The 21,399-nt window shown below is 53.2% G+C and carries 17 protein-coding genes and 1 pseudogene; 11 read left to right on the forward strand and 7 right to left on the reverse strand.

The window, feature by feature from the left end; genetic code table 11:
* Nucleotides 1-8 precede the first annotated feature (8 nt).
* The 3 genes from HVZ37_RS19365 to HVZ37_RS19375 form a co-directional block, all read right to left on the reverse strand.
* Nucleotides 9-2,456, reverse strand: coding sequence for a molybdopterin guanine dinucleotide-containing S/N-oxide reductase (locus HVZ37_RS19365; RefSeq protein ID WP_046401402.1), 2,448 nt, complete (start codon nt 2,454-2,456; stop codon nt 9-11).
* Nucleotides 2,457-2,483: 27 nt separating this feature from the next.
* On the reverse strand, nt 2,484-3,584 hold the full coding sequence (locus tag HVZ37_RS19370) for a NapC/NirT family cytochrome c (RefSeq protein ID WP_054177067.1): 1,101 nt from the start codon (nt 3,582-3,584) through the stop codon (nt 2,484-2,486).
* A 470-nt stretch (nt 3,585-4,054) separates the two neighbouring features.
* Nucleotides 4,055-4,507, reverse strand: coding sequence for a YhcH/YjgK/YiaL family protein (locus HVZ37_RS19375; protein ID WP_042999246.1), 453 nt, complete (start codon nt 4,505-4,507; stop codon nt 4,055-4,057).
* 677 nt (nt 4,508-5,184) lie between these two features.
* On the opposite strand from HVZ37_RS19375, the gene arcA reads away from it, so the two are divergent.
* The 10 genes and pseudogenes from arcA (at nt 5,185) to ridA (ending at nt 13,972) form a co-directional block, all read left to right on the forward strand.
* A complete protein-coding gene (gene arcA / locus HVZ37_RS19380; RefSeq protein WP_044328867.1) occupies nt 5,185-6,405 on the forward strand; it encodes an arginine deiminase in 1,221 nt (406 codons plus the stop codon).
* A gap of 10 nt (nt 6,406-6,415) precedes the next feature.
* The gene (arcC, locus tag HVZ37_RS19385) at nt 6,416-7,348 is read left to right on the forward strand and encodes a carbamate kinase (protein ID WP_181627897.1); all 933 of its coding nucleotides are present in this window, start codon (nt 6,416-6,418) and stop codon (nt 7,346-7,348) included.
* 110 nt (nt 7,349-7,458) lie between these two features.
* Nucleotides 7,459-8,475 (forward strand): ornithine carbamoyltransferase, encoded by a 1,017-nt coding sequence (gene argF / locus HVZ37_RS19390; protein WP_044264666.1) that lies wholly within the window; start codon nt 7,459-7,461, stop codon nt 8,473-8,475.
* 65 nt (nt 8,476-8,540) lie between these two features.
* Nucleotides 8,541-9,620, forward strand: a complete 1,080-nt coding sequence (locus tag HVZ37_RS19395; protein WP_042999242.1) for an alanine/ornithine racemase family PLP-dependent enzyme — start codon at nt 8,541-8,543, stop codon at nt 9,618-9,620.
* 34 nt (nt 9,621-9,654) lie between these two features.
* A complete protein-coding gene (gene arcD / locus HVZ37_RS19400) occupies nt 9,655-11,130 on the forward strand; it encodes an arginine-ornithine antiporter (protein WP_042999241.1) in 1,476 nt (491 codons plus the stop codon).
* A gap of 251 nt (nt 11,131-11,381) precedes the next feature.
* A complete protein-coding gene (locus tag HVZ37_RS19405; protein WP_043001817.1) occupies nt 11,382-11,861 on the forward strand; it encodes an ArgR family transcriptional regulator in 480 nt (159 codons plus the stop codon).
* A 98-nt stretch (nt 11,862-11,959) separates the two neighbouring features.
* Nucleotides 11,960-12,095, forward strand: a pseudogene (pyrL, locus tag HVZ37_RS19410) (pyr operon leader peptide).
* A gap of 2 nt (nt 12,096-12,097) precedes the next feature.
* Nucleotides 12,098-13,033, forward strand: coding sequence for an aspartate carbamoyltransferase (gene pyrB, locus HVZ37_RS19420; RefSeq protein WP_042999240.1), 936 nt, complete (start codon nt 12,098-12,100; stop codon nt 13,031-13,033).
* A gap of 14 nt (nt 13,034-13,047) precedes the next feature.
* The gene (gene pyrI, locus HVZ37_RS19425; protein WP_042999239.1) at nt 13,048-13,509 is read left to right on the forward strand and encodes an aspartate carbamoyltransferase regulatory subunit; all 462 of its coding nucleotides are present in this window, start codon (nt 13,048-13,050) and stop codon (nt 13,507-13,509) included.
* A 76-nt stretch (nt 13,510-13,585) separates the two neighbouring features.
* Nucleotides 13,586-13,972 carry a 2-iminobutanoate/2-iminopropanoate deaminase gene (gene ridA / locus HVZ37_RS19430; protein WP_042999238.1) on the forward strand — a complete coding sequence of 129 codons (387 nt, stop codon included), beginning with the start codon at nt 13,586-13,588 and terminating at the stop codon, nt 13,970-13,972.
* A gap of 52 nt (nt 13,973-14,024) precedes the next feature.
* On the opposite strand, the gene HVZ37_RS19435 is transcribed toward ridA, so the two are convergent.
* The 4 genes from HVZ37_RS19435 to mgtA all read right to left on the reverse strand — a co-directional run bounded on the left by HVZ37_RS19435 (nt 14,025) and on the right by mgtA (nt 19,955).
* The gene (locus HVZ37_RS19435; protein ID WP_042999236.1) at nt 14,025-15,311 is read right to left on the reverse strand and encodes a TRAP transporter large permease; all 1,287 of its coding nucleotides are present in this window, start codon (nt 15,309-15,311) and stop codon (nt 14,025-14,027) included.
* 30 nt (nt 15,312-15,341) lie between these two features.
* A complete protein-coding gene (locus HVZ37_RS19440; protein WP_042999235.1) occupies nt 15,342-15,851 on the reverse strand; it encodes a TRAP transporter small permease in 510 nt (169 codons plus the stop codon).
* A gap of 61 nt (nt 15,852-15,912) precedes the next feature.
* Nucleotides 15,913-16,890 carry a TRAP transporter substrate-binding protein gene (locus HVZ37_RS19445; protein WP_042999234.1) on the reverse strand — a complete coding sequence of 326 codons (978 nt, stop codon included), beginning with the start codon at nt 16,888-16,890 and terminating at the stop codon, nt 15,913-15,915.
* A 356-nt stretch (nt 16,891-17,246) separates the two neighbouring features.
* On the reverse strand, nt 17,247-19,955 hold the full coding sequence (gene mgtA, locus HVZ37_RS19450) for a magnesium-translocating P-type ATPase (protein WP_109739526.1): 2,709 nt from the start codon (nt 19,953-19,955) through the stop codon (nt 17,247-17,249).
* Between the two features lie 466 nt (nt 19,956-20,421).
* Between mgtA and treR the strand changes: the two genes are divergently transcribed.
* On the forward strand, nt 20,422-21,369 hold the full coding sequence (gene treR / locus HVZ37_RS19455) for a trehalose operon repressor TreR (protein WP_042999232.1): 948 nt from the start codon (nt 20,422-20,424) through the stop codon (nt 21,367-21,369).
* Nucleotides 21,370-21,399: the final 30 nt, after the last annotated feature.

A 21,399-nucleotide genomic window follows, 5' to 3' on the forward strand; every position in this document is an offset into this window, starting at 1 on the left:
ACCGTGAATTATGCGCCCATTGGCGGCGTAAACGCGGTAAGTTCCAGCTCCGGTCCGGTGTATTTCTCCGCCATCACCAGCGCAGTGTTGCCCGCGCAGCCATTCGCCAGACGCGAGGTCGGGATGTCTTTGGTAAGCACGTTAGCTCCACCGTTTTTACAGATCCCGGTACCTGCGTAATCCAGATCCGGCCATGCGCCTTCATGGATACATACCACACCTTGCTTGATGCCATCAGTAACCTTCGCGCCGGTTAACACCTGTCCACGCGTGTTCCAGACACGCACCAAATCGCCGTCGGCAATGCCACGTTTTTTCGCATCTTCTGGATGGATGTATAACGGCTCGCGGTTGGCCACCGCATACTGTTTGCGCAGCGACGCATAGTTAAGCTGACTGTGTAAACGGTGCGCCGGGTGCGCGGTCAACAGCTGCAGTTCACCCTCTTTAGCGTTGCCAGCCCATTCGTCTGGTTCCAGCCAGGTCGGATGCGCCGGGCAATCCTTATAGTTGAAACCTTCGATGGTTTTCGAGTAAATCTCGATTTTACCGCTCGGCGTACCCAGTGGGTTCATCACCGGGTCCTTGCGGAAATCGGCATAGCGCACGAAAACTTCTTCTTTCGGGTTCTTACGCATTTCGATCAGCTTGTTCGCTTCCCAGAAGGCGGTGAACTGCGGCATATTGACGCGCTGCTGGCGCGCGCCTTTCTGCGCCACGTCGTAGAACTCGCGCAGCCAGTCCATTTCGCTCTTGCCTTCGGTATAAACAGCTTTACCGCCTGGTTTCAGCAGCTCAGCCATATCCGCGAACACGTCAAAATCATTGCGGGCTTCGAACTGTGGGGGGATGGCTTGTTTCATCGGCACCAGATGCTGGTTGCTGTAGTCACCGGTCATGGTCAGATCGTTACGTTCAAACGATGTGGTGATCGGCAGAACAATATCCGCGTGCTTGGCGGCAGCCGTCCAGTAGCACTCGGAGATCACCACCAGTTCCGGTTTTTGCCAGGCTTTTACCAGGCGGTTGGTATCCTGATGATGAGTGAAGTTGCCACCGCCGGCCCACCAGATCATGCGCAGATCGGGGAAGGTTTGTTCCTTACCGTTATGTTGATATTTGCCGCCGGGGTTTTCCAGGGCTTCAACGATACGCGCAACCGGGAACGCTTCCACCGCATCGGAGGTTGCCCAGTCGTTGCCAGCAGACGAGCCGCCTGCGATTGTCGCTGAAATGGCCGACAGCACTCCGCCACTGCGAGTTGGGTTGCCGCCGTTAGAGTAATGGTAAGAGAAACCAAAACCGCCGCCCTCGGTACCAATCTGGCCGAGCATCGCCGCCAGGGTAACCAGCATCCAGTGGCGCTGTTCACCATACTGCTGACGCTGAATGCCCCAACCCGCCATCAGCATGGTTTTATTCTTGGCAAAGATTTCCGCCAGAATTTCCATTTGCTTCGCCGGAACGCCGCAAATCTTCTCGGCCCAGGCCGGATTTTTCGGCGTGTTGTCGTTTTTACCCGTCAGATACGCTTCGAATTCGCCATAGCCAGTGGTGTATTTATCGAGGAAGGCTTTGTCATGCAGTCCTTTTTCTACCAGCGCGGACGCAATACCTAACATCAGCGCCACGTCGGTACCCATATTCGGCGCAATCCACTGTGCTTTATCACCGAAGAAATCGATAGTTTCTGAGCGTTGCGGATCGATGGCGATAACAGTTTTGCCGGACGCTTTCAGTTTATTGAAGTACTCGAGGCCTTGCTCATCCGTACTGGTCCAGGCAATTTTCAGGGTGTTCAGTGGGTTAAGACCCCACAGGACCACCACCTGACTATGTTCGAGGATCAGCGGCCATGCCGTTTGCTGTTCGTAAACTTCTACCGAGCCGACGACGTGCGGCATGATCACCTGCGCCGCGCCAGTGGAGTAGTCGCCGGTATGCCCGGTATAGCCGCCCGCCATGCTCATGTAACGCTGCAGCAGCGTCTGCGCTTTGTGCAGCACACCACTGGAGCGCCAGCCATAAGATCCCGCAAAAATGGAAGATGGGCCATGCTCGGCACGGATACGGGCGTGCTGCTCGTGGATGAGCTTCAGAGCGTCTTCCCATGACACTTTGACGAATTCGTCTTTACCACGATTGCCATCCGGTTTGCCCGGCGCATTGAGGAAGCCTTTACGTACCATCGGAGATTGAATACGGCACGGGGTATGCGCCTGATCGGGTGCGGTAGTTTGCAGATCGTTGGGAATCGTTTTCGCCAGCGCACCGCGCGACGACACAATTTTGCCGTCTTTAACGTCGATGTACATCGCCCCCCAACGTCCTGCGGTCAGGATGGCATTACCCGGCGCGTCTGCTGCCCACGCTGGCATCGGGATTGCCGAGGTAATCATCATCGCGCCAGCGGAACCGCCAGCATACTTAATAAAGTTACGTCGTGTAAGGTTCATAGGTTTTCCTTTAATCGTAATTGTTAGTTATTCCTTAGAGGTAAAATCTTTGGCGTGATACTGGAACCAGCGAGTCAGGATGTCTAAATCCTCGGCGCTAATATCCGTTCTCGCGCCCATCCCTTTTGCTACGGAAGGCCAGGCATTTAAGGTGTAATGTTCGGAGGAAATCGGCGCATGACATCCGGAACAATACGTTTTGTCGAGAGTTTTGGCGTAATCCCAGATCACGTCGGGTTTACTCAGTGCGGGTTCAGCCAGAGGTGCGCGTAGAGACACATTGCGCCATGCGTTTCCGTAGGGATCCTTTTCCCAGTCGCTGGAGATTTTGAGCGCTTTTTGACCTTCGTCGGTAAGTGTGGCAAGGACCAAACGCTGACCCACCGCGAAGTAAATCACCTGTTCAGCGCCTTGCATTTGGCTACCGATAATCTCCACTTCCCGCGCATCGCCGGAATGTCCCACCACGTTCAGTTTGGTGGCCGGATAAACTGTGCCCAGGTTACCCAGTGCGGCAGGCGCGACGGGGTACACTTCTTTCGCATCAACCGGCGTCTGGCGTGCGTTTTCCATCAGCGCATCATGCGCTTTGGTGTCAATGGTGATTTCAGGCGGGAAGTGCGCGATACCTTTATGGCAATCAATACAGGTTTGTTTTTCTTTAATACCCAGCGCATGCATTTTCTGTGCATCGGCACTCTGCTTTTGAAGATCCATGGCGTCAAACTGATGGCACGAGCGGCAGGTCGCCGAATCGTTAGCTTTCATCTGCTCCCAGACGGTCTCCGCCATCTCAAGGCGATGCGCCTCATATTTTTCCGGTGTATCAATTTTGCCGGTGACAAACTCATGCCAGATATCCTTACTGGCCCGAACTTTGGTGATCAGGTAATCCATACCCGATTGCGGAATGTGGCAATCACGGCACTCCGCACGGATACCTTTTTGGTTCATAAAGTGCGCAGATCCCTGGTACTCTTCATAGGGTGCTTGCATTGTGTGGCAGGAGAGACAAAACGAGGTGTCTGACGTTTTATGCATCATCCACATAGATGACAGCACGAGTGCTCCCCCCAGCAGAATGCCCACGAATACAAGACCCGCTATCCACTTCCATTTTTTATTCATACCTTGCCCTGAAATTAATTCAAAAGTTAATATTTAATTTTGTGTAATGTATTTTGCTGGATGATTTTTCAACAAGAATTGATGTAACACAAAAGTGTTATTAACCAGAAAGAGTTAAACGTGCTTTTGATCGAGTTTTTGAAAGTTAACAGGAAAGGTTACAGCTAACGGTATGTTGTGACTGAAGTTATGGCGATAGCGATATGAAATTAAATATATAACGACTAACTAAAATCAAGCCACCGTTATATATTTAAATACATAAGTAAATAATGTGATCGCGGTGCACTATTAATGCCTGAAATAAACCGTTTTTACCGTTCGGTTAACATCTGAATGAAGATAAATGCAGTTTATTATTTTTACCGCATGCGCAGACGCAAGGATCGTTACGGACGAATGCAGGATCAATCATAAAAAGGACAGCCGCTCCGATTCACGGAGCGGCTGAGCAATGCCTGCCTTTCTGTTTAAGCCACCAGCAGTTTAACCACCGCTTTACGCACCGGCGCAGGCGTGCCGACGGCGCACAGCGGTTTGTGCACTTCTTGCGGATAAAAGACGACAAAGTCACCTTCATTCAGGATCAACGTTTTCTCCTGCTCCCCTTCCGCTAAAAAGGCGATGTCTTTATCAGCCAGCCAGTCGGTATCCGGTTTACCGGCAGGCAGTACGCTGAAGGTCATTCCTTCCTGCCCTTTCAGCACGATCTGAATATCCAGATAGCGCGCGTGATACTCCGCACGACGCTTCTCGAACGGTTCGGTCATATCTTCAGAAATCAGGTAGAACAGACGGCTACCGTCAATCTCATGTTTCCCCTTCTCCGTCGCCTCGGTGACGTTTGCCTTAATGTACTCAATCGCCTGGCGGAGTTCTTCAGGAAGCCAGGATTGCAGATGGTGAATATTACCAACGATCATCTCATACCCCTCATTCAAAACATCGTTTCAATTTTAGTTGTTATACGGAAAAAAACCCGAGCGTGCCATCGCTATCATGCAAAGTTTTGCGTCAGCGCATGTTTATCGCTGAAGTTGTTGACTGTCTGTTAACGCTAAACAGCGATCTATGCATCTTTAATGCATAAAATGTAAACACGCCCAATAGACAATGCTATCAAGCTATTGTTATATAAGGATTTACAAGAAAAACCATTAGTCGATCACAATTCATTTCCACTGCTTAATCAATGACAATCGCCATATTTATTGCTCAATTTACTTTATAGCGAAAATAATATAATTCACAATACGCATATCTATGCAGTAAATTATTATTAGTCTATAAAAATCATGATGTTACATTGACATCATTCTTTGCTTTAGCCAACAAACAATTAACACAAAAGAATAATCTGACGTATAAATGCGTAGTAATTCAGGTAAAGACTTTTTATTTTTGTTATTTCTCAGACCTCCGTCATATATTAATTAAGAAAAAACAAATAACCGAATGGATGTGAAATTCATCACATTCCTGACTTCTAAATAATTCAATGATGCCTCTCGAAAAATATCGGAACAGTTATGACTGCGAGCATTTTCATTATTCGCAGCCACCCCCTTTTTATTCCTGAAATAGAGTGAAAGGTATCGTAATGGAAAAACATTATGTCGGTTCTGAAATCGGCCAACTACGCAGTGTGATGTTGCATCGCCCTAATCTCAGCCTGAAACGCCTCACGCCGTCTAACTGCCAGGAGCTGCTGTTTGATGACGTACTGTCCGTCGAACGTGCAGGTGAAGAGCATGATATTTTCGCCAACACGTTACGCGAGCAGGGTATCGAAGTTCTGTTACTGACTGATTTACTGACACAAACTCTGGATATCGCGGATGCCAAAAGCTGGCTACTGGAAACGCAAATCTCGGATTACCGACTTGGCCCGACTTTCGCCACCGACATCCGCGCCTGGCTGGCCGATATGCCGCACCGGGAACTGGCCCGTCATTTAAGCGGCGGACTCACCTACGGTGAAATTCCCGCCTCAATTAAAAATATGGTGGTGGATACCCACGATATTAATGACTTTATTATGAAGCCATTGCCAAACCATTTATTTACCCGCGATACCTCCTGCTGGATATATAACGGCGTATCAATTAACCCAATGGCTAAACCGGCTCGCCAGCGTGAAACGAATAATCTGCGGGCCATCTATCGCTGGCATCCGCAATTTGCTGACGGCGATTTTATTAAATATTTCGGCGACGAGAATATCAATTACGACCATGCCACCTTAGAAGGCGGCGATGTGCTGGTCATCGGGCGCGGTGCGGTACTAATCGGCATGTCTGAACGCACGACGCCGCAGGGAATTGAGTTCCTTGCCCAGTCGCTTTTTAACCATCGTCAGGCCGAACGGGTGATTGCCGTTGAGCTTCCCAAACACCGCTCCTGTATGCACCTCGACACCGTCATGACCCACATCGATATCGACACCTTCTCCGTCTACCCGGAAGTGGTGCGCCAGGACGTGCAGTGCTGGACCTTAACGCCAGACGGGCGCGGTGGCCTGAAACGTACCGAAGAACGCACGTTGATTAACGCCATTGAGAAAGCGCTCGGCATCGATCAGGTGCGTCTGATTACCACCGGCGGCGACGCCTTTGAAGCCGAGCGTGAGCAGTGGAACGACGCCAACAACGTCCTCACGCTGCGCCCCGGCGTCGTCGTGGGCTACGAGCGCAACATCTGGACCAACGAGAAATATGACAAAGCCGGCATCACCGTGCTGCCAATCCCTGGCGATGAACTGGGGCGCGGACGCGGCGGCGCACGCTGCATGAGTTGCCCACTGGAACGCGATGGCATTTAAGGAACCCACCATGCAAAACAAACCGACTCTGGTTGTTGCCCTCGGCGGCAATGCGTTGCTCAAGCGTGGCGAACCGCTGGAAGCCGACATCCAGCGCAAGAACATCGTCCTGGCGGCGAAAACCATCGCCCAACTCACACAGCAATGGCGGGTGGTGCTGGTTCACGGCAACGGGCCGCAGGTGGGCCTGCTGGCATTGCAAAACAGCGCCTACGACGGCGTCACCCCCTACCCGCTGGACATTCTCGGGGCAGAAAGCCAGGGAATGATCGGCTACATGCTGCAACAGGCGCTGAAGAACCAACTGCCGCAGCGCGAAATCAGTGTCCTGCTCACGCAGGTGGAAGTGGACCCTGACGATCCGGCCTTTCATAACCCGACCAAGTATATCGGTCCGGTTTATGACCCTGCCCAGGCCGACGCGTTGCAGGCTGAAAAAGGTTGGGTCTTCAAAGCGGATGGCAAAGCGTTCCGCCGTGTGGTGCCTTCACCACAGCCAAAACGCATCGTAGAGAGCGACGCCATCCAGGCGCTGATCGCCCGCGATCATCTGGTCATCTGTAACGGTGGCGGCGGTGTGCCGGTCGTCGAGAAAGCAGACGGTTACCACGGCCTGGAAGCGGTGATCGACAAAGACCTTTCCGCCGCGCTGCTCGCCAGCCAGATCCACGCTGACGCGCTGCTGATCCTGACCGACGCCGACGCGGTGTACCTCGACTGGGGCAAACCGACCCAACGTCCGCTGGCACAGGTGACGCCGGAACGCTTAAGCGAAATGCAATTTGACGCCGGTTCGATGGGGCCAAAAGTCAGCGCCTGCGCCGACTTTGTCAGCCGCTGCCACGGCATTGCGGGCATCGGTTCGCTGGCCGATGGCCCGGCCATTCTCGCCGGCGATAAAGGCACCCTGATTCGGCGCGAAACCGCCGATGTTGACGCTTAAGGCTTTTTTGCCGGATGGCGGCCTCGCCTTATCCGGCCTACACCGATTCACGTCCGTAGGCCTGATAAGCGCAGCGTCATCAGGCAGTTCATTTTAACAAGGATACATTGATGGCTATTTCACTGAAAAATAGAAACTTTTTAAAACTTCTCGACTTTACGCCAGCGGAGATCCAGTTCCTTATCGATCTGGCGATTGAACTGAAAGCGGCGAAAAAAGCCGGTCGCGAACAGCAAACGCTGATCGGGAAAAACATTGCGCTGATATTCGAAAAAACCTCCACCCGCACCCGCTGTGCCTTTGAAGTTGGGGCATTCGACCAGGGCGCGCAGGTCACTTACCTCGGCCCAAGCGGCTCGCAGATCGGTCATAAAGAGTCGATGAAAGATACCGCTCGTGTACTGGGTCGGATGTACGACGGCATCGAATACCGCGGGTTCGGTCAGCAGATCGTTGAGGAACTGGGGCAATACGCCGGAGTGCCGGTGTGGAACGGTCTGACCGACGAATTCCATCCCACGCAGATCCTCGCGGATCTGATGACCATGCTGGAGCACGCGCCGGGGAAAACGCTGCCCGAACTGAGCTTCGCCTACCTTGGCGATGCGCGCAACAACATGGGCAATTCCCTGATGGTCGGCGCCGCGAAGATGGGCATGGATATTCGCCTCGTCGCGCCAAAATCCTTCTGGCCAGATGAAGCGCTGGTTGCGCAATGCCGCAGCATCGCCAGCACCACCGGGGCACGCATCACGCTGACGGACGACGTGGAAGAAGGCGTCTACGACGTCGATTTTCTGTACACCGACGTCTGGGTCTCCATGGGTGAACCGAAAGAGGCCTGGGCTGAGCGCGTCAGCCTGATGACGCCGTACCAGATCAACCAGAAGGTCATCGACGCCACCGGCAACCCAAACGTGAAGTTCATGCACTGCCTGCCCGCCTTCCATAACGAACACACCAAAGTGGGTCGTGAAATTGAAGCCGCCTACGGCCTGAAAGGGCTGGAAGTGACGGAAGACGTTTTCGAATCCGCACACTCCATCGTGTTCGACGAAGCGGAAAACCGCATGCACACCATCAAAGCGGTGATGGTGGCGACGCTCGGCGACTCACTCACACGATAGCGACTGAACCGAATGCACCGGGTGCGGGTGCCTTCCTGACCCGCGCCCACGTTAGGAGACCCATTATGCGAAATCAGGACTTTCCCTGCCTCTTCGTTAATCTTTCGGTCATTCGTGACAACACCCGGACGCTGATTGCGCTATGTCGCCAGCACGGGGTAGAGCCTGTCGGCGTCAATAAGCTGAGCTGCGAAGCGGCAAATGTCGCCAGAGCCATGATTGATGCAGGAATCAGCACGATTGCAGATTCCCGCATCCAGAATCTCAAAAAAATCGCCGATCTGCCCGTCGACAAACTGCTGCTGCGTCTGCCGCAGATAAGCCTTGCGCACGACATCGTGGCCTATGCGGATATCTCGCTGAACTCCGAAGAACATACGTTGCAGGCGCTCTCTGCGGCAGCCATAGCGCAGAACAAAACGCACCGGGTCATTCTGATGCATGACCTGGGCGATCTGCGCGAAGGCTGCGTGGATCCGCTGGAGACACGACGCCTTGCGCGTCTGGTACACAAAGAACTGCCGGGGCTGACGCTGGAAGGTCTGGGCGCCAATCTTGCCTGCTACGGCGGAGTGGAACCCACCACCGAAAACCAACAGGCGCTGGTCGATCTCGCCCATCAGATCGAAGACGAGTTGGGTATTGCACTGCGCACGATTTCCGGCGCCAGCTCCGCCGCCCTGTTCCTGCTGATCAACGGTGGGCTGCCGACGGGCGTCAACCAGTTGCGACTTGGCGCGTCGCTGATCATGGGGTTCGGCCTGAATGACGAGCCTATCCCCGACACCCGCCAGGACGCTATCAAGCTCGGCGTGGAGATCATCGAGCTGAAAGACAAGCCCTCCGTTCCGCAACACTCCACGGCGCTGGATGCCATGGGGAGAAAGCCGGTATTCGAAGATCTTGGCGTACATCACCGGGCGCTGGCCGCGCTCGGCGAACAGGACGTCTCCTTCTCCCAGCTCCGGCCATTTGATCCCGGCGTCAAAGTGCTCGGCGCCAGTTCCGATCACCTGATCCTCGACGTCACCCACGCCGCATCGGGATATCAGGTGGGCGACATCGTCTATTTCTCCCTGGGATACAGCGGCGTCTTGCAGTGCATGACCTCCGAATACGTCGGCAAACAATACAGCTACTTCTAAAAAATCACTTTCTGTCAGATTGAGGACTCTCTTCATGACTACTCTTGATACCAGCAAACCGGCTGCGGACGCTTCGACCTCCCAGTCCGAAGGTAAGCTCAAACTTCCGGCGCTAACGGCGCTTGTGGTCAGCGCGCTGATCGCCGCCGGGGTATTCTCTCTGCCGCAGAACATGGCGGCCAAAGCAGGCGCTGGCGCGATTCTGATCGGCTGGGGAATTACCTTTATCGGCATGTTAACCCTCGCCTTCGTCTTCCAGACCTTGGCGCACCGTAAAAGCGAAGTGGAAGGCGGCGTGTATGGTTATGCCCGCGCGGGTTTTGGCGAGTACATCGGTTTTAACTCCGCCTGGGGTTACTGGATCTCGGCGTGGATCGGCAACGTTTCATACTATGTGGTGATCTGTTCCGCACTCGGCTCCTTCAGCGCGCTCGGTTTCTTTGGCGATGGCACCACCCTTTCTGCGCTGATTGTGGGATCAATTCTGCTCTGGAGTCTGCATTTCCTGATCTGTCGCGGCGTACAGGGTGCCGCCCTGCTCAATCTGATCGGCACGGTCGCGAAAGTGGTTCCTCTGATCATGTTTGTTGTGCTGGTCAGCGTCGCCTTTCAGGTTCGCACCTTTAAGATTGAATTCTGGGGCAATGAACAGCTTGGCTCTGTTATGGACCAGGTGAAAAACATCATGCTGGTCACCACCTGGGTTTTCATCGGTATTGAAGGCGCCGCCATGTACTCGGGCCGGGCGATGAAAAAATCAGACGTGGGTAAAGCCACCATGATTGGATTTTTCATCTCAATCCTGCTGTTTGTCGCCGTCTCGGTGCTGTCGCTCGGCGTTCTGTCTCAGCCAGAACTCGCACAGTTGAAGAACCCTTCTACTGCAGGCGTACTGGCAGCGGCGGTCGGGCCGTGGGGCGCAGCCCTGATGAATATCGGTCTTATCGTTTCCGTCGGCGCCGCGCTGCTGGCCTGGACGTTATTGTCTGCGGAAACGGCGTATATGGCCGGTAAAGACGGCACCATGCCCAAATTCCTGGGCAAAGAAAACGCCAACAAAGCGCCGGTCAATGCGCTGCTGCTGACCAATGGGCTGACCCAACTGTTCCTGATCATCGCCCATTTTCAACAGGCGGGGTATCTTGCGCTGCTGCTGCTGGCCACCTCAATGATCCTGATCCCCTATTTTCTCAGCGGTTTGTATGCCCTGAAAGTGGCGTGGCAGAAGGACGGTTATAACCGTGATGAACAGCATTCCATCACCCGCGACATCATCATCGGCGCGCTGGCAACACTCTATGGTGCCTGGCTGGTCTATGCCGCCGGGATGGAATATCTGCTGCTGTCGATGATCCTCTACGCCCTCGGTATCGTTTTTTATGTCTGGGCGAGGAAAGAGAAAAATGGAAGACTTTTCAATCCAATAGAGATCGTTCTGGCTATTATGGTGGTGGTCGCAGGGATCTACGCGGTCTATCTGTTGGCGACCGGCGTGCTCACGCTCAGTTGATGCACGTCAACACAGGGAAGACGAAGCGGCAAAACTCCGCCTTCCCTTAGACGACTAAGTGGAATATTTTTTCATGCAGATGCCATCCGTCAGGATGCTGAAGCGCGCTCCAGTCAAATTTCAATAAGCCGATCAAACACATCCCGGTTGAAATGGAGAACATTTGCTTAGTGCGTCATCAAATAAAAATAGAAACATTGGGCAGATCTACAGGTTGTTATCTTCGGCTGATTACACTGGACTAACTGATGATGAAACTTTACCAACCCGCTTCAGAAAAAGAAGAACTACAACTCTCTGTTTGTCAGCGCCTGATTGGCGAAAAAAGCTATCTCTCACAGGAGGAGATCCGCCGCGATCTGCAAAACTACGGCTTTGAAACCATCAGCCAGTCAACGGTTTCCCGCCTGCTGAAAATTCTTGGCGTCATAAAAATTAGAAATACGAAAGGACAAAAAATTTATTCCGTCAATCCGCAATTGCGTCCAGCCCCCGATGCCGCCCGTTCCATTTCTGAAATGGTGGTGAGCGTGGAGCATAACAGCGAATTTATCCTTATCCATACGGCGGCAGGCTATGGCCGCGCCGTCGCCCGGATCCTCGATTATCATGCCCTGCCGGAAATCCTGGGTGTGGTAGCGGGTAGCAGTATTGTCTGGGTTGCGCCACGGGTGGTGCAGCGCACTGGCCTTGTCCACAAACAGATTAACTATTTACTAAAAATGAATTAATATTCATTAAAACCGTTTGCGTTGAATAAAAACGGCATTTTTTGCTTGATCCACAAACGGAGCTGAGTATAATCGCGGACAATTTGCCGGGAGGAAGTATGGTCCAGTGTGTACGACATTCTGTCTTACCGCGTCTGAAAACAGACGCTGGCCTGCCGTTTTTCTTTCCGTTGATCACCTATTCCCAGCCCCTCAAATGAGGGGCTTTTTTTTTGCCCTGGCGTCAGGAGATAAACATGGCTAACCCGCTATATCAAAAACACATCATTTCCATAAACGACCTCAGTCGCGACGACCTCAATCTGGTGCTGGCGACGGCGGCGAAATTAAAAGCGAACCCTCAACCGGAGCTGCTCAAACACAAGGTCATCGCCAGTTGCTTCTTTGAAGCCTCGACCCGTACCCGCCTGTCGTTTGAAACCTCCATGCACCGCCTGGGCGCCAGCGTGGTCGGCTTTTCCGACAGCGCCAACACGTCGCTGGGTAAGAAAGGTGAGACGCTGGCAGATACCATCTCGGTGATCAGCACCTATGTTGACGCGATCGTGATGCGTCACCCACAGGAAGGCGCGGCGCGTCTGGCGACCGAATTCTCCGGTAAGGTGCCGGTACTGAACGCGGGTGACGGTTCAAATCAACATCCGACCCAGACGCTGCTGGATCTGTTCACCATTCAGGAAACGCAGGGGCGTCTGAACAACCTGCATGTGGCGATGGTCGGCGACCTGAAATATGGCCGTACCGTGCACTCCCTGACGCAGGCGCTGGCGAAGTTTGACGGCAACCGCTTCTACTTCATCGCTCCGGATGCGCTGGCAATGCCGCAGTACATTCTTGATATGCTCGACGAAAAAGGCATTGCCTGGAGCCTGCACGCCTCTATCGAAGAGGTGATGGCGGAGGTAGATATTCTGTACATGACCCGCGTACAGAAAGAGCGTCTGGACCCTTCAGAATACGCCAACGTGAAGGCCCAGTTTGTCCTGCGCGCCAGCGACCTGGTGGGAGCACGGGAAAACATGAAGGTACTGCATCCGCTGCCGCGTATAGATGAAATCGCCACGGACGTGGATAAAACGCCTCACGCCTGGTATTTCCAGCAGGCAGGCAACGGGATTTTCGCGCGCCAGGCGTTACTGGCACTGGTTCTGACTAGCGATTTGGCACTGTAAGGGGAGATAACGAGATGACACACGATAATAAACTGCAGGTTGAAGCGATCAAATGCGGCACCGTAATCGACCATATTCCCGCGCAAATCGGCTTTAAATTGCTGACTCTGTTCAAGCTAACCGAAACCGACCAGCGCATCACTATCGGCCTTAATCTGCCTTCCGGTGAAATGGGACGTAAAGACTTGATTAAGATCGAGAACACCTTCCTGACCGCCGAACAGGTTAATCAACTGTCACTGTATGCGCCACAGGCTACTGTCAACCGTATCGACAACTACGACGTGGTGGGTAAATCGCGTCCAAGCCTGCCGGATCACATCGACAGCGTGCTGGTCTGCCCGAACAGTAACTGCATCAGCCACGCTGAACCGGTTTCTTCCAGTTTTTCAGTGAAAAAACGCGCGGATGACATCGCGCTTAAATGCAAATACTGCGAAAAAGAGTTTTCTCATTATGTGGTGCTGGCCAACTAATTGCAGTTGGTTAAAAATTCGTGGCTCCCTATAATGCCAGAGAAATTTCATTAACCGCTGTACTTCAGGAGAAATCATGAGCAAAACTATCGCGACGGAAAATGCACCCGCAGCAATCGGTCCATATGTTCAGGGCGTAGATCTGGGCAGCATGATCATCACTTCCGGTCAGATCCCGGTTGACCCGAAAACCGGCAGCGTGTCGGACGACGTCTCCGCGCAGGCGCGTCAGTCGCTGGAAAACGTGAAAGCTATCGTTGAAGCCGCTGGCCTGAAAGTAGGCGACATCGTGAAAACAACCGTATTTGTCAAAGATCTGAACGATTTCGCGACCGTCAACGCCACTTACGAAGCGTTCTTCACCGAGCACAACGCCACCTTCCCGGCACGTTCCTGCGTGGAAGTCGCGCGTCTGCCAAAAGACGTGAAGATCGAGATCGAAGCGATCGCCGTTCGTCGTTAAGCGATAAAAAAATCCGGGCATACCAGCCCGGATTTTCGTCACTGCATCACTATCACATCACGCCAAAGAATTTCGGCAGGAACAGCGAAATCGCCGGGATATAAGTCACCAGCAAGAGCACAAGGAACAGTACCGCGTAGAACGGTAGCATCGCCTTCACCACCTGCTCGATCTTCTGTTTACTCACCGCACTGGCAACAAACAGCACCGACCCTACCGGCGGTGTGATCAGGCCAATTCCCAGGTTCACCAGCATAATCATCCCGAAATGTACCGGATCAATGCCGAGGGCGTTGGTGACCGGCAGCAGCACAGGGGTCAGGATCAGAATCAACGGCGCCATGTCCATCAGCGTACCAATCAGCAACAGCATGATGTTAATACACATCAGAATGACATACTTGTTATCCGAGATACTGGTAAACGCTTCGGTAATGCGCATCGGCAGTTGCATATAGGTCATGATGGCGCCAAACGCTGCCGCGAAACCGATCAGGATCATCACGATGGTCACGGTCTTCACAGTGCGATACATCAGTTTCGGCAGTTCAGACCACTTATAGTCGCGGTAGATAAACATGGTGACGAAAAACGCCCACAGGCAGGCGATCGCCGCCGATTCCGTCGCGGTAAAAATACCGGAAAGGATCCCGCCCATAATGATGACGACCGTCATCAGCCCCCACAGCGTATCGAGAAAGATCTTCAATGCCTGTCGGAACGGCACGCGCTCCCCTTTCGGGTAGCCGCGCTTATGCGCAAAGCCCACGCACATTACCATCAGGGTAAAACTCAGCAATAGCCCAGGCAGGATCCCGGCAATAAACAGCGCGGCAATCGACACAGTACCGCCCGTCGCCAGCGAGTAGATCACCGAGTTATGGCTGGGCGGCGTCAGGATTGCCTGCACGGAACCGCTGGCGGTGACCGCTGCGGCAAAGTCTCGCGGATAACCTTTCTTATCCATTTCAGGGATCATCACTGAACCGATCGATGCGGTATCCGCCACCGACGATCCTGAGATCGCGCCAAAAAAGGTTGATGCGACAATGTTCACCAGCGACAGACCACCGCGAATGAAGCCAACAAAGATATAGGCAAAGTTGACTAACCGGCGCGCAATGCCCCCTTCCGCCATAATAGCCCCGGCCAGAATAAAGAACGGGATCGCCAACAATGAGAATTTGTTCACGCCGTTGGTCAACTGGATCATCACCGCTTCCAGCGGGATATCGATATACCACGCCCCGACGATCGCGCTGATCCCCACCGCGTACGCCACCGGCACCCCAATCGCCAGCATGATGCCGAGCGTAAAAACGAGAATAAATGCATCCATTTGCTTTCCCCTATGAAGTCGGTTCGGTCATCAACTGGTTGAACCCAGCATGACCACAGGACGTTGATACTGAGCGCCACGGCAGATCTTCTCGATGATGAAAAGCAGCATGATCGCCGAACCGATAGGGAGCGGAAGATAGTTTTCCCCGGCAGTCAAAATTGGGAATTCTGCCACGGGTTGTTGCCACAACTCATAACAGAGCGTCGAACCGTACCAAAGAATAAAAATACTGATCGCCAGCAACATCAAATCGGCACCGATAAAACAGATCCGGCGCCCCATTTCACCAAGACGATCGGTTACCATGCTGACCGCAATATGCGAACCCGCACGATAGCTAACCGCCGCGCCAATAAAAGTGAACGTCACCATGCACAATATGGCGATCGGCTCGGGCCAGGACAGCGCGCTGTTCATCACGTAGCGCGCGAATATCCCCACGGGAATAACCGCCACCATCACCAATAAAGCCAGCCCGGCAATCCACATTGAAATTCGATACAGCACATCCATTACCGATGAATAACCTTCACCCATAATCATCACCTCGAACGAATAACCGATTCAGGCAGATGACCTCCGTCATCCGCCTGATGAATTACTTCACATCCTGAATTCGCTTGATCAAATCCTGGTGGTCTTTACCGTATTGATCCCGGACGGGCTGTGTGGCTTTATAAAAATAATCCGTATCGATGTCATGGAAATTCACCCCATTTGCTTTCATGGTTTCCAGTGATTTCGCATTATAGGCTTCCCAGAGTTGACGTTGTTCTATTTGCGCTTCTTTTGCCAGTTTAATAATTAATTCCTGATCTTCTTTTTTCAGCTTGTCCCACTTGGCTTTTGAAAACAGGAACAGTTCAGGAATAATGAAATGCTTACTCCAGGTGTAATTTTTGGCGACCGGCAGATAGTTATGCGCGACAAAGGTCGGCGGGTTATTTTCTGTGCCATCAATAACCCCGGTCTGCATCCCGCTGAACACCTCACTGGTTCCCATGGCGATCGCATTCGCGCCCATCGCTTTTAAGGTATCGAGCGAGACCGGGCTGGTCTGAACACGGATTTTCATCCCTTTCAGGTCTTCCGGTTTCACCACCGGAGCCTTGGTAATCAGGTTACGCGTTCCGGCATCCATCCAGCCGAGAAACACCAGTCGGGACTGGCTGTTGGCGGTCAGCCGGTCACCAATTTCCTGACCAATTGCCCCATCCAGAACCTTATGCAGGTGATCTTCATCGCGGAAGATATAGGGCAGCGTAAAGACGTTAATCTCTGGCAATATTGCGGCAACCGGAGACATCGACACGCGAATAATATCAATCGCGCCCAGTTGCGCCTGTTCAATCATCTGCTTTTCATCCCCCAGTACGCCGCCCGGGAAGGTTTTAATATCCAGACGTCCGTCGGTCGCAGCGCTGAGTTTTTCGCCCATATGCTTCACAGCAACTACGTTCGGATAATCCGCCGGATGGACATCTGCCGCACGCAGCGTTTGTGCAGACGCCGCCTGCGCTGCCAGCACTAAAGCAGTCCCCACGCACAGGTTTAACAAGGTTTTGGTCAGTTTCATTTTTCCATCTCCAGAGGTTTATAATTTTCATTAATACAAACGACTTGCAGGATAGAGGGCCGCCTTAATTAAAAGGGACAGTAAGGAATGACATTGCCCAGGCAGACTCGTCGGTGTAACAAAGTATTACGATGATTATGTTCATAAAATGACGATGGATGGAATTTTTTTTAGCACGCTGTTTCATTTTTGCAATGAAGGTCTTTTTCCTGGAAAAAAGATGTCCTGAAGCGGGCTTAAATTGTGATCGACCACACCTCTTTGGTTTTTCAAAAAAAATAAAACACGACGGAGGGAAAGAATATATTCTTGCGCGATAAAAAAGAGAATGGCTGCCGAAGCAGCCATTATTTTGTTTACTGCCAGCCGTAGCGGCGGCTATAGAAGCCTTTAACCCATTGCGTTAACGTCATATATCCCACCAGAATCGCCACTAACCAAGGGAAATAACTCAGCGGTAACGCCTGCAATTGCAGATAACCTGCCAGCGGTGAGAACGGTAGCGCAATTCCCACAATCATTACCACCAGCGTCATCAGCATCAGCGGCCAGGCAGCGCGACTCTGAATAAACGGCACGCGGCGCGTACGAATCATATGCACAATCAGCGTTTGCGACAGCAGCCCCACCACAAACCAGCCAGACTGGAACAGCGTTTGCGCTTCCGGCACATTGGCGTGGAATACCCACCACATCAGGCAGAATGTCAGAATGTCGAAGATGGAGCTGATCGGGCCAAAAAAGAGCATAAAACGGCCCAGATCCGCCGGATTCCAGCGCTGCGGTTTCTGGATCTGCTCATCATCAACGTTATCAAACGGGATCGCCACCTGAGATACATCGTACAGCAGGTTCTGAATCAGCAAGTGCAGCGGCAACATGGGCAGGAACGGTAAAAAGGCGCTCGCCACCAGCACGCTAAAGACGTTACCAAAGTTAGAACTGGCGGTCATTTTGATATACTTCAGCATATTGGAGAACGTACGACGCCCTTCAATTACGCCTTCTTCCAGCACCATCAGGTTCTTTTCCAGCAGAATAATATCGGCCGCTTCACGGGCGATATCGACCGCGCCATCCACCGAAATGCCAATATCCGCCGCACGTAGCGCTGGCGCGTCGTTAATTCCATCGCCCATAAAGCCCACCACGTGCCCTTCACGTCTGAGGAGGCGGACGATCCGCTCTTTATGCATCGGCGTCAGGCGTGCGAACAGCGTTGTATGCTGAGCCAACGCGGCCAGCACGTCGTCGCTCATGTCTTCGATATCATTTCCGACAATCACCTCTCCGGCATCCAGACCTACCTCATGGCATACCTTCGCGGCGACCAGTTCGCTGTCGCCGGTCAGGATCTTCACGGTAATGCCACTGGCTTTCAGCGCTTTCAGTGCCGGTGCGGTCGTTTCCTTCGGCGGATCGAGGAAGGCGATGTAACCTTCAAGGATCAGATCGGATTCATCAATACGCTGGTAATCCCCTTCCCGCGCTGGCAGGTATTTGGTCGCCACGGCGACCACGCGCAGCCCCTGACGGTTCAGCGTATCAGTCACGCGCTTCACTCGACGCAGCATGTTGTCATCCAGCGGCACAATTTCGCCGTTATGACGTACTTGCGTACAGACGCTGACGATCTCCTGCAACGCGCCTTTGCACACCAGTTGATGCACATCCGTCTCTTCTGCCACCACCACCGACATCCGGCGGCGCTCAAAATCAAACGGAATCTCATCAATTTTCTGCCAGCGGGTAGACAACGTGCGCGCAGCGCCTTCATCCACACCTTCCAGCACGGCGGTATCCAGCAGATTTTTCAGTCCGGTCTGGTAATGGCTGTTCAGCCATGCCGCGTGCAGAACGCGTTCACTGGGCTTACCGGAGATATCCGTATGATTCTCCAGCACGATTTTATCCTGGGTCAGCGTGCCGGTTTTATCGGTGCACAGAACGTCCATCGCGCCGAAGTTCTGAATGGCATCCAGATGTTTGACGATCACTTTTTGCTTGGACAGTTTCACCGCGCCGCGTGCCAGCGTCGAAGTGACAATCATCGGCAGCATTTCCGGCGTCAGGCCTACGGCGACGGAGAGCGCAAACAGCGCCGCTTCCCACCAGTCACCTTTGGTATAACCGTTAATGAGCAGCACCACTGGTGCCATCACCAGCATAAAGCGAATCAACAGCATACTGACGCGACTGATACCCTTCTGGAACGCGTTTTGCTCGCTTTCCTGTTCGCTGACGCGCCCCGCCAGTTGACCAAACCAGGTATGGGCGCCGGTGGCGATAACCATCGCCTGCGCCGTGCCGCTCACCACGTTAGTGCCCATAAAGCACAGGGTATCGCGCTCAAGCGGGTTGCTTTGGCTGGCGTCGCGGGTGTGCGCCACTTTCTCCACTGGCAGCGATTCGCCGGTTAATGACGCCTGAGCAACAAACAGGTCTCGCGCCTGAATCACCCGCAGATCGGCCGGGATCATGTCCCCCGCCGACAGCTTGATGATGTCGCCGGGCACCAGTTGATCGCCAGGCAGCTCCACCCAGCCGTTTTCCCCTTTCTCATTGATGACCCGCAGCACCGTCGCGGTGTTGCTGACCATCGCTTTCAGCGCGTCTACCGCTTTGGTGGAGCGCGCTTCCTGGACAAAGTTAAGCAGCGTGGAAATCACCACCATCAGAGCGATCACCCCGGCGGCGAACAGATCTTCCGTGGCATACGAGATCGCGCCCAGAAGAGTCAGCAACATATTGAACGGGTTGCGATAACAGGTCCACAGATGCTTCCACCACGGTGACGGTTTCTGGGTCGGCAGAAGGTTTTCACCGTGTTGTTCGCGGGCGGCGTTCACCTCTGCCACATTGAGTCCTTCCGGATGCGCATGAAACGTTTTCCATAGCGTCTTTTCATCCATCACGGCCACTTTCAGGCAGTGTTCACTCAGTGAAGAAGGTATCGGGGTGCTGGCAATCGACTGTGCATTAGGTAATGGATCGCGGTGCACCAGGCGATCGGGCAAATGGCGTCCAAGCCGGGCAAACAGCTGGCGAGTGATATTTTTAAACATAGGAAGCCCCTCCGCGCCAATAAGACAGACGCAGAAATATCCTTCAGGCGTGGCAAAACCTTACCTGACAGGTAACATCATTTTTAAACAGGGACGTTAATGCGTCACTGTCTTACATCACCGGTAAGACAGCGAAAGGCAGGCTTACCGGAAAGCGCGTGTTCTCCAGGTCGGGAGAGGGGTGGGATCGGGATCCATAAAGCCTCCGGTAATTGAATGAGTTAGCTCACAGATAATAAGTTGTAGATCATAATATTTGTGGCATTTATGGCGTTATAATAACCCCCGGCAATTAAACAAAACATATACGCAAAATCATTCGGTTCGCATCCCGGCAGAAAATGAACGACGCCAACGCAAAAGCAGCGTGAAGGATGACGTGTATAAACCAGACTTTGCCCATTGTGGTTTCTATAAGTAAAGTTACCCTCTTATCATCTTTTGTTGCGTACCACGGGAAAACAGGATGCAAAATCGGCTGACTATCAAAGACATCGCCCGCTTAAGCGGCGTGGGGAAATCCACTGTTTCCCGTGTGCTGAACAACGAAAGCGGCGTCAGTGAACGGACTCGCGAGCGTGTCGAAGCCGTGATGAATCAGCACGGATTTTCTCCTTCCCGTTCAGCCCGCGCCATGCGGGGCCAGAGCGATAAAGTCGTCGCCATCATTGTGACCCGTCTCGACTCCCTGTCGGAAAACCTTGCCGTACAGACGATGCTGCCGGTGTTTTATGAGCAGGGTTACGATCCGATCATGATGGAAAGTCAGTTTTCCCCGGAAAAAGTGGAAGAACACTTAGGTATGCTGAAACGCCGCAATATCGACGGCGTGGTGCTGTTCGGTTTTACCGGCATCACGGACACGATGATCGCCCCGTGGCAGGCATCGCTGGTGCTGCTGGCTCGTGATGCGAAAGGCTTTGCCTCCGTCTGCTACGACGACGACGGGGCGATTAAAATCCTCATGCAACGTCTGTACGATCAGGGGCATCGCCACATCAGCTTTCTCGGTGTGCCGCACAGTGACGTCACCACCGGGAAACGCCGCCATGACGCCTATCTCGCGTTTTGCAAACAACATAAGTTACATCCCGTCGCGGCCCTGCCGGGTCTGGCGATGAAGCAAGGCTATGAGCATGCCGCGAGCGTCATTACACCAGACACTACCGCGCTGGTCTGCGCCACGGATACTCTCGCGCTCGGTGCCAGTAAGTATTTGCAAGAACAGCGGGTCGATAATCTGCAACTGGCGAGCGTCGGTAATACGCCGTTGATGAAATTCCTGCATCCGGAGATCGTCACGGTCGATCCCGGCTATGCCGAAGCCGGACGCCAGGCGGCTTCCCAGTTGATCGAGCAGATCAACGGACGCAGCGAGCTGCGCCAGATCGTCATTCCTTCCACCCTTTCCTGAAGCATTGCTGATCGCTTTCTGAACGATAAT

The sequence above is a fragment of the Citrobacter sp. RHB35-C17 genome (assembly GCF_013816795.1).
Lineage (GTDB): Bacteria > Pseudomonadota > Gammaproteobacteria > Enterobacterales > Enterobacteriaceae > Citrobacter_A > Citrobacter_A amalonaticus.

Excerpts from the sequence above, each read along its gene's own strand:
- HVZ37_RS19365 (WP_046401402.1), bottom strand. The coding sequence starts at position 2,456 with ATGAACCTTACACGACGTAACTTTATTAAGTATGCTGGCGGTTCCGCT.
- HVZ37_RS19370 (WP_054177067.1), bottom strand. The coding sequence starts at position 3,584 with ATGAATAAAAAATGGAAGTGGATAGCGGGTCTTGTATTCGTGGGCATT.
- HVZ37_RS19375 (WP_042999246.1), bottom strand. The coding sequence starts at position 4,507 with ATGATCGTTGGTAATATTCACCATCTGCAATCCTGGCTTCCTGAAGAA.
- arcA (WP_044328867.1), top strand. The coding sequence starts at position 5,185 with ATGGAAAAACATTATGTCGGTTCTGAAATCGGCCAACTACGCAGTGTG.
- arcC (WP_181627897.1), top strand. The coding sequence starts at position 6,416 with ATGCAAAACAAACCGACTCTGGTTGTTGCCCTCGGCGGCAATGCGTTG.
- argF (WP_044264666.1), top strand. The coding sequence starts at position 7,459 with ATGGCTATTTCACTGAAAAATAGAAACTTTTTAAAACTTCTCGACTTT.
- HVZ37_RS19395 (WP_042999242.1), top strand. The coding sequence starts at position 8,541 with ATGCGAAATCAGGACTTTCCCTGCCTCTTCGTTAATCTTTCGGTCATT.
- arcD (WP_042999241.1), top strand. The coding sequence starts at position 9,655 with ATGACTACTCTTGATACCAGCAAACCGGCTGCGGACGCTTCGACCTCC.
- HVZ37_RS19405 (WP_043001817.1), top strand. The coding sequence starts at position 11,382 with ATGAAACTTTACCAACCCGCTTCAGAAAAAGAAGAACTACAACTCTCT.
- pyrB (WP_042999240.1), top strand. The coding sequence starts at position 12,098 with ATGGCTAACCCGCTATATCAAAAACACATCATTTCCATAAACGACCTC.
- pyrI (WP_042999239.1), top strand. The coding sequence starts at position 13,048 with ATGACACACGATAATAAACTGCAGGTTGAAGCGATCAAATGCGGCACC.
- ridA (WP_042999238.1), top strand. The coding sequence starts at position 13,586 with ATGAGCAAAACTATCGCGACGGAAAATGCACCCGCAGCAATCGGTCCA.
- HVZ37_RS19435 (WP_042999236.1), bottom strand. The coding sequence starts at position 15,311 with ATGGATGCATTTATTCTCGTTTTTACGCTCGGCATCATGCTGGCGATT.
- HVZ37_RS19440 (WP_042999235.1), bottom strand. The coding sequence starts at position 15,851 with ATGGGTGAAGGTTATTCATCGGTAATGGATGTGCTGTATCGAATTTCA.
- HVZ37_RS19445 (WP_042999234.1), bottom strand. The coding sequence starts at position 16,890 with ATGAAACTGACCAAAACCTTGTTAAACCTGTGCGTGGGGACTGCTTTA.
- mgtA (WP_109739526.1), bottom strand. The coding sequence starts at position 19,955 with ATGTTTAAAAATATCACTCGCCAGCTGTTTGCCCGGCTTGGACGCCAT.
- treR (WP_042999232.1), top strand. The coding sequence starts at position 20,422 with ATGCAAAATCGGCTGACTATCAAAGACATCGCCCGCTTAAGCGGCGTG.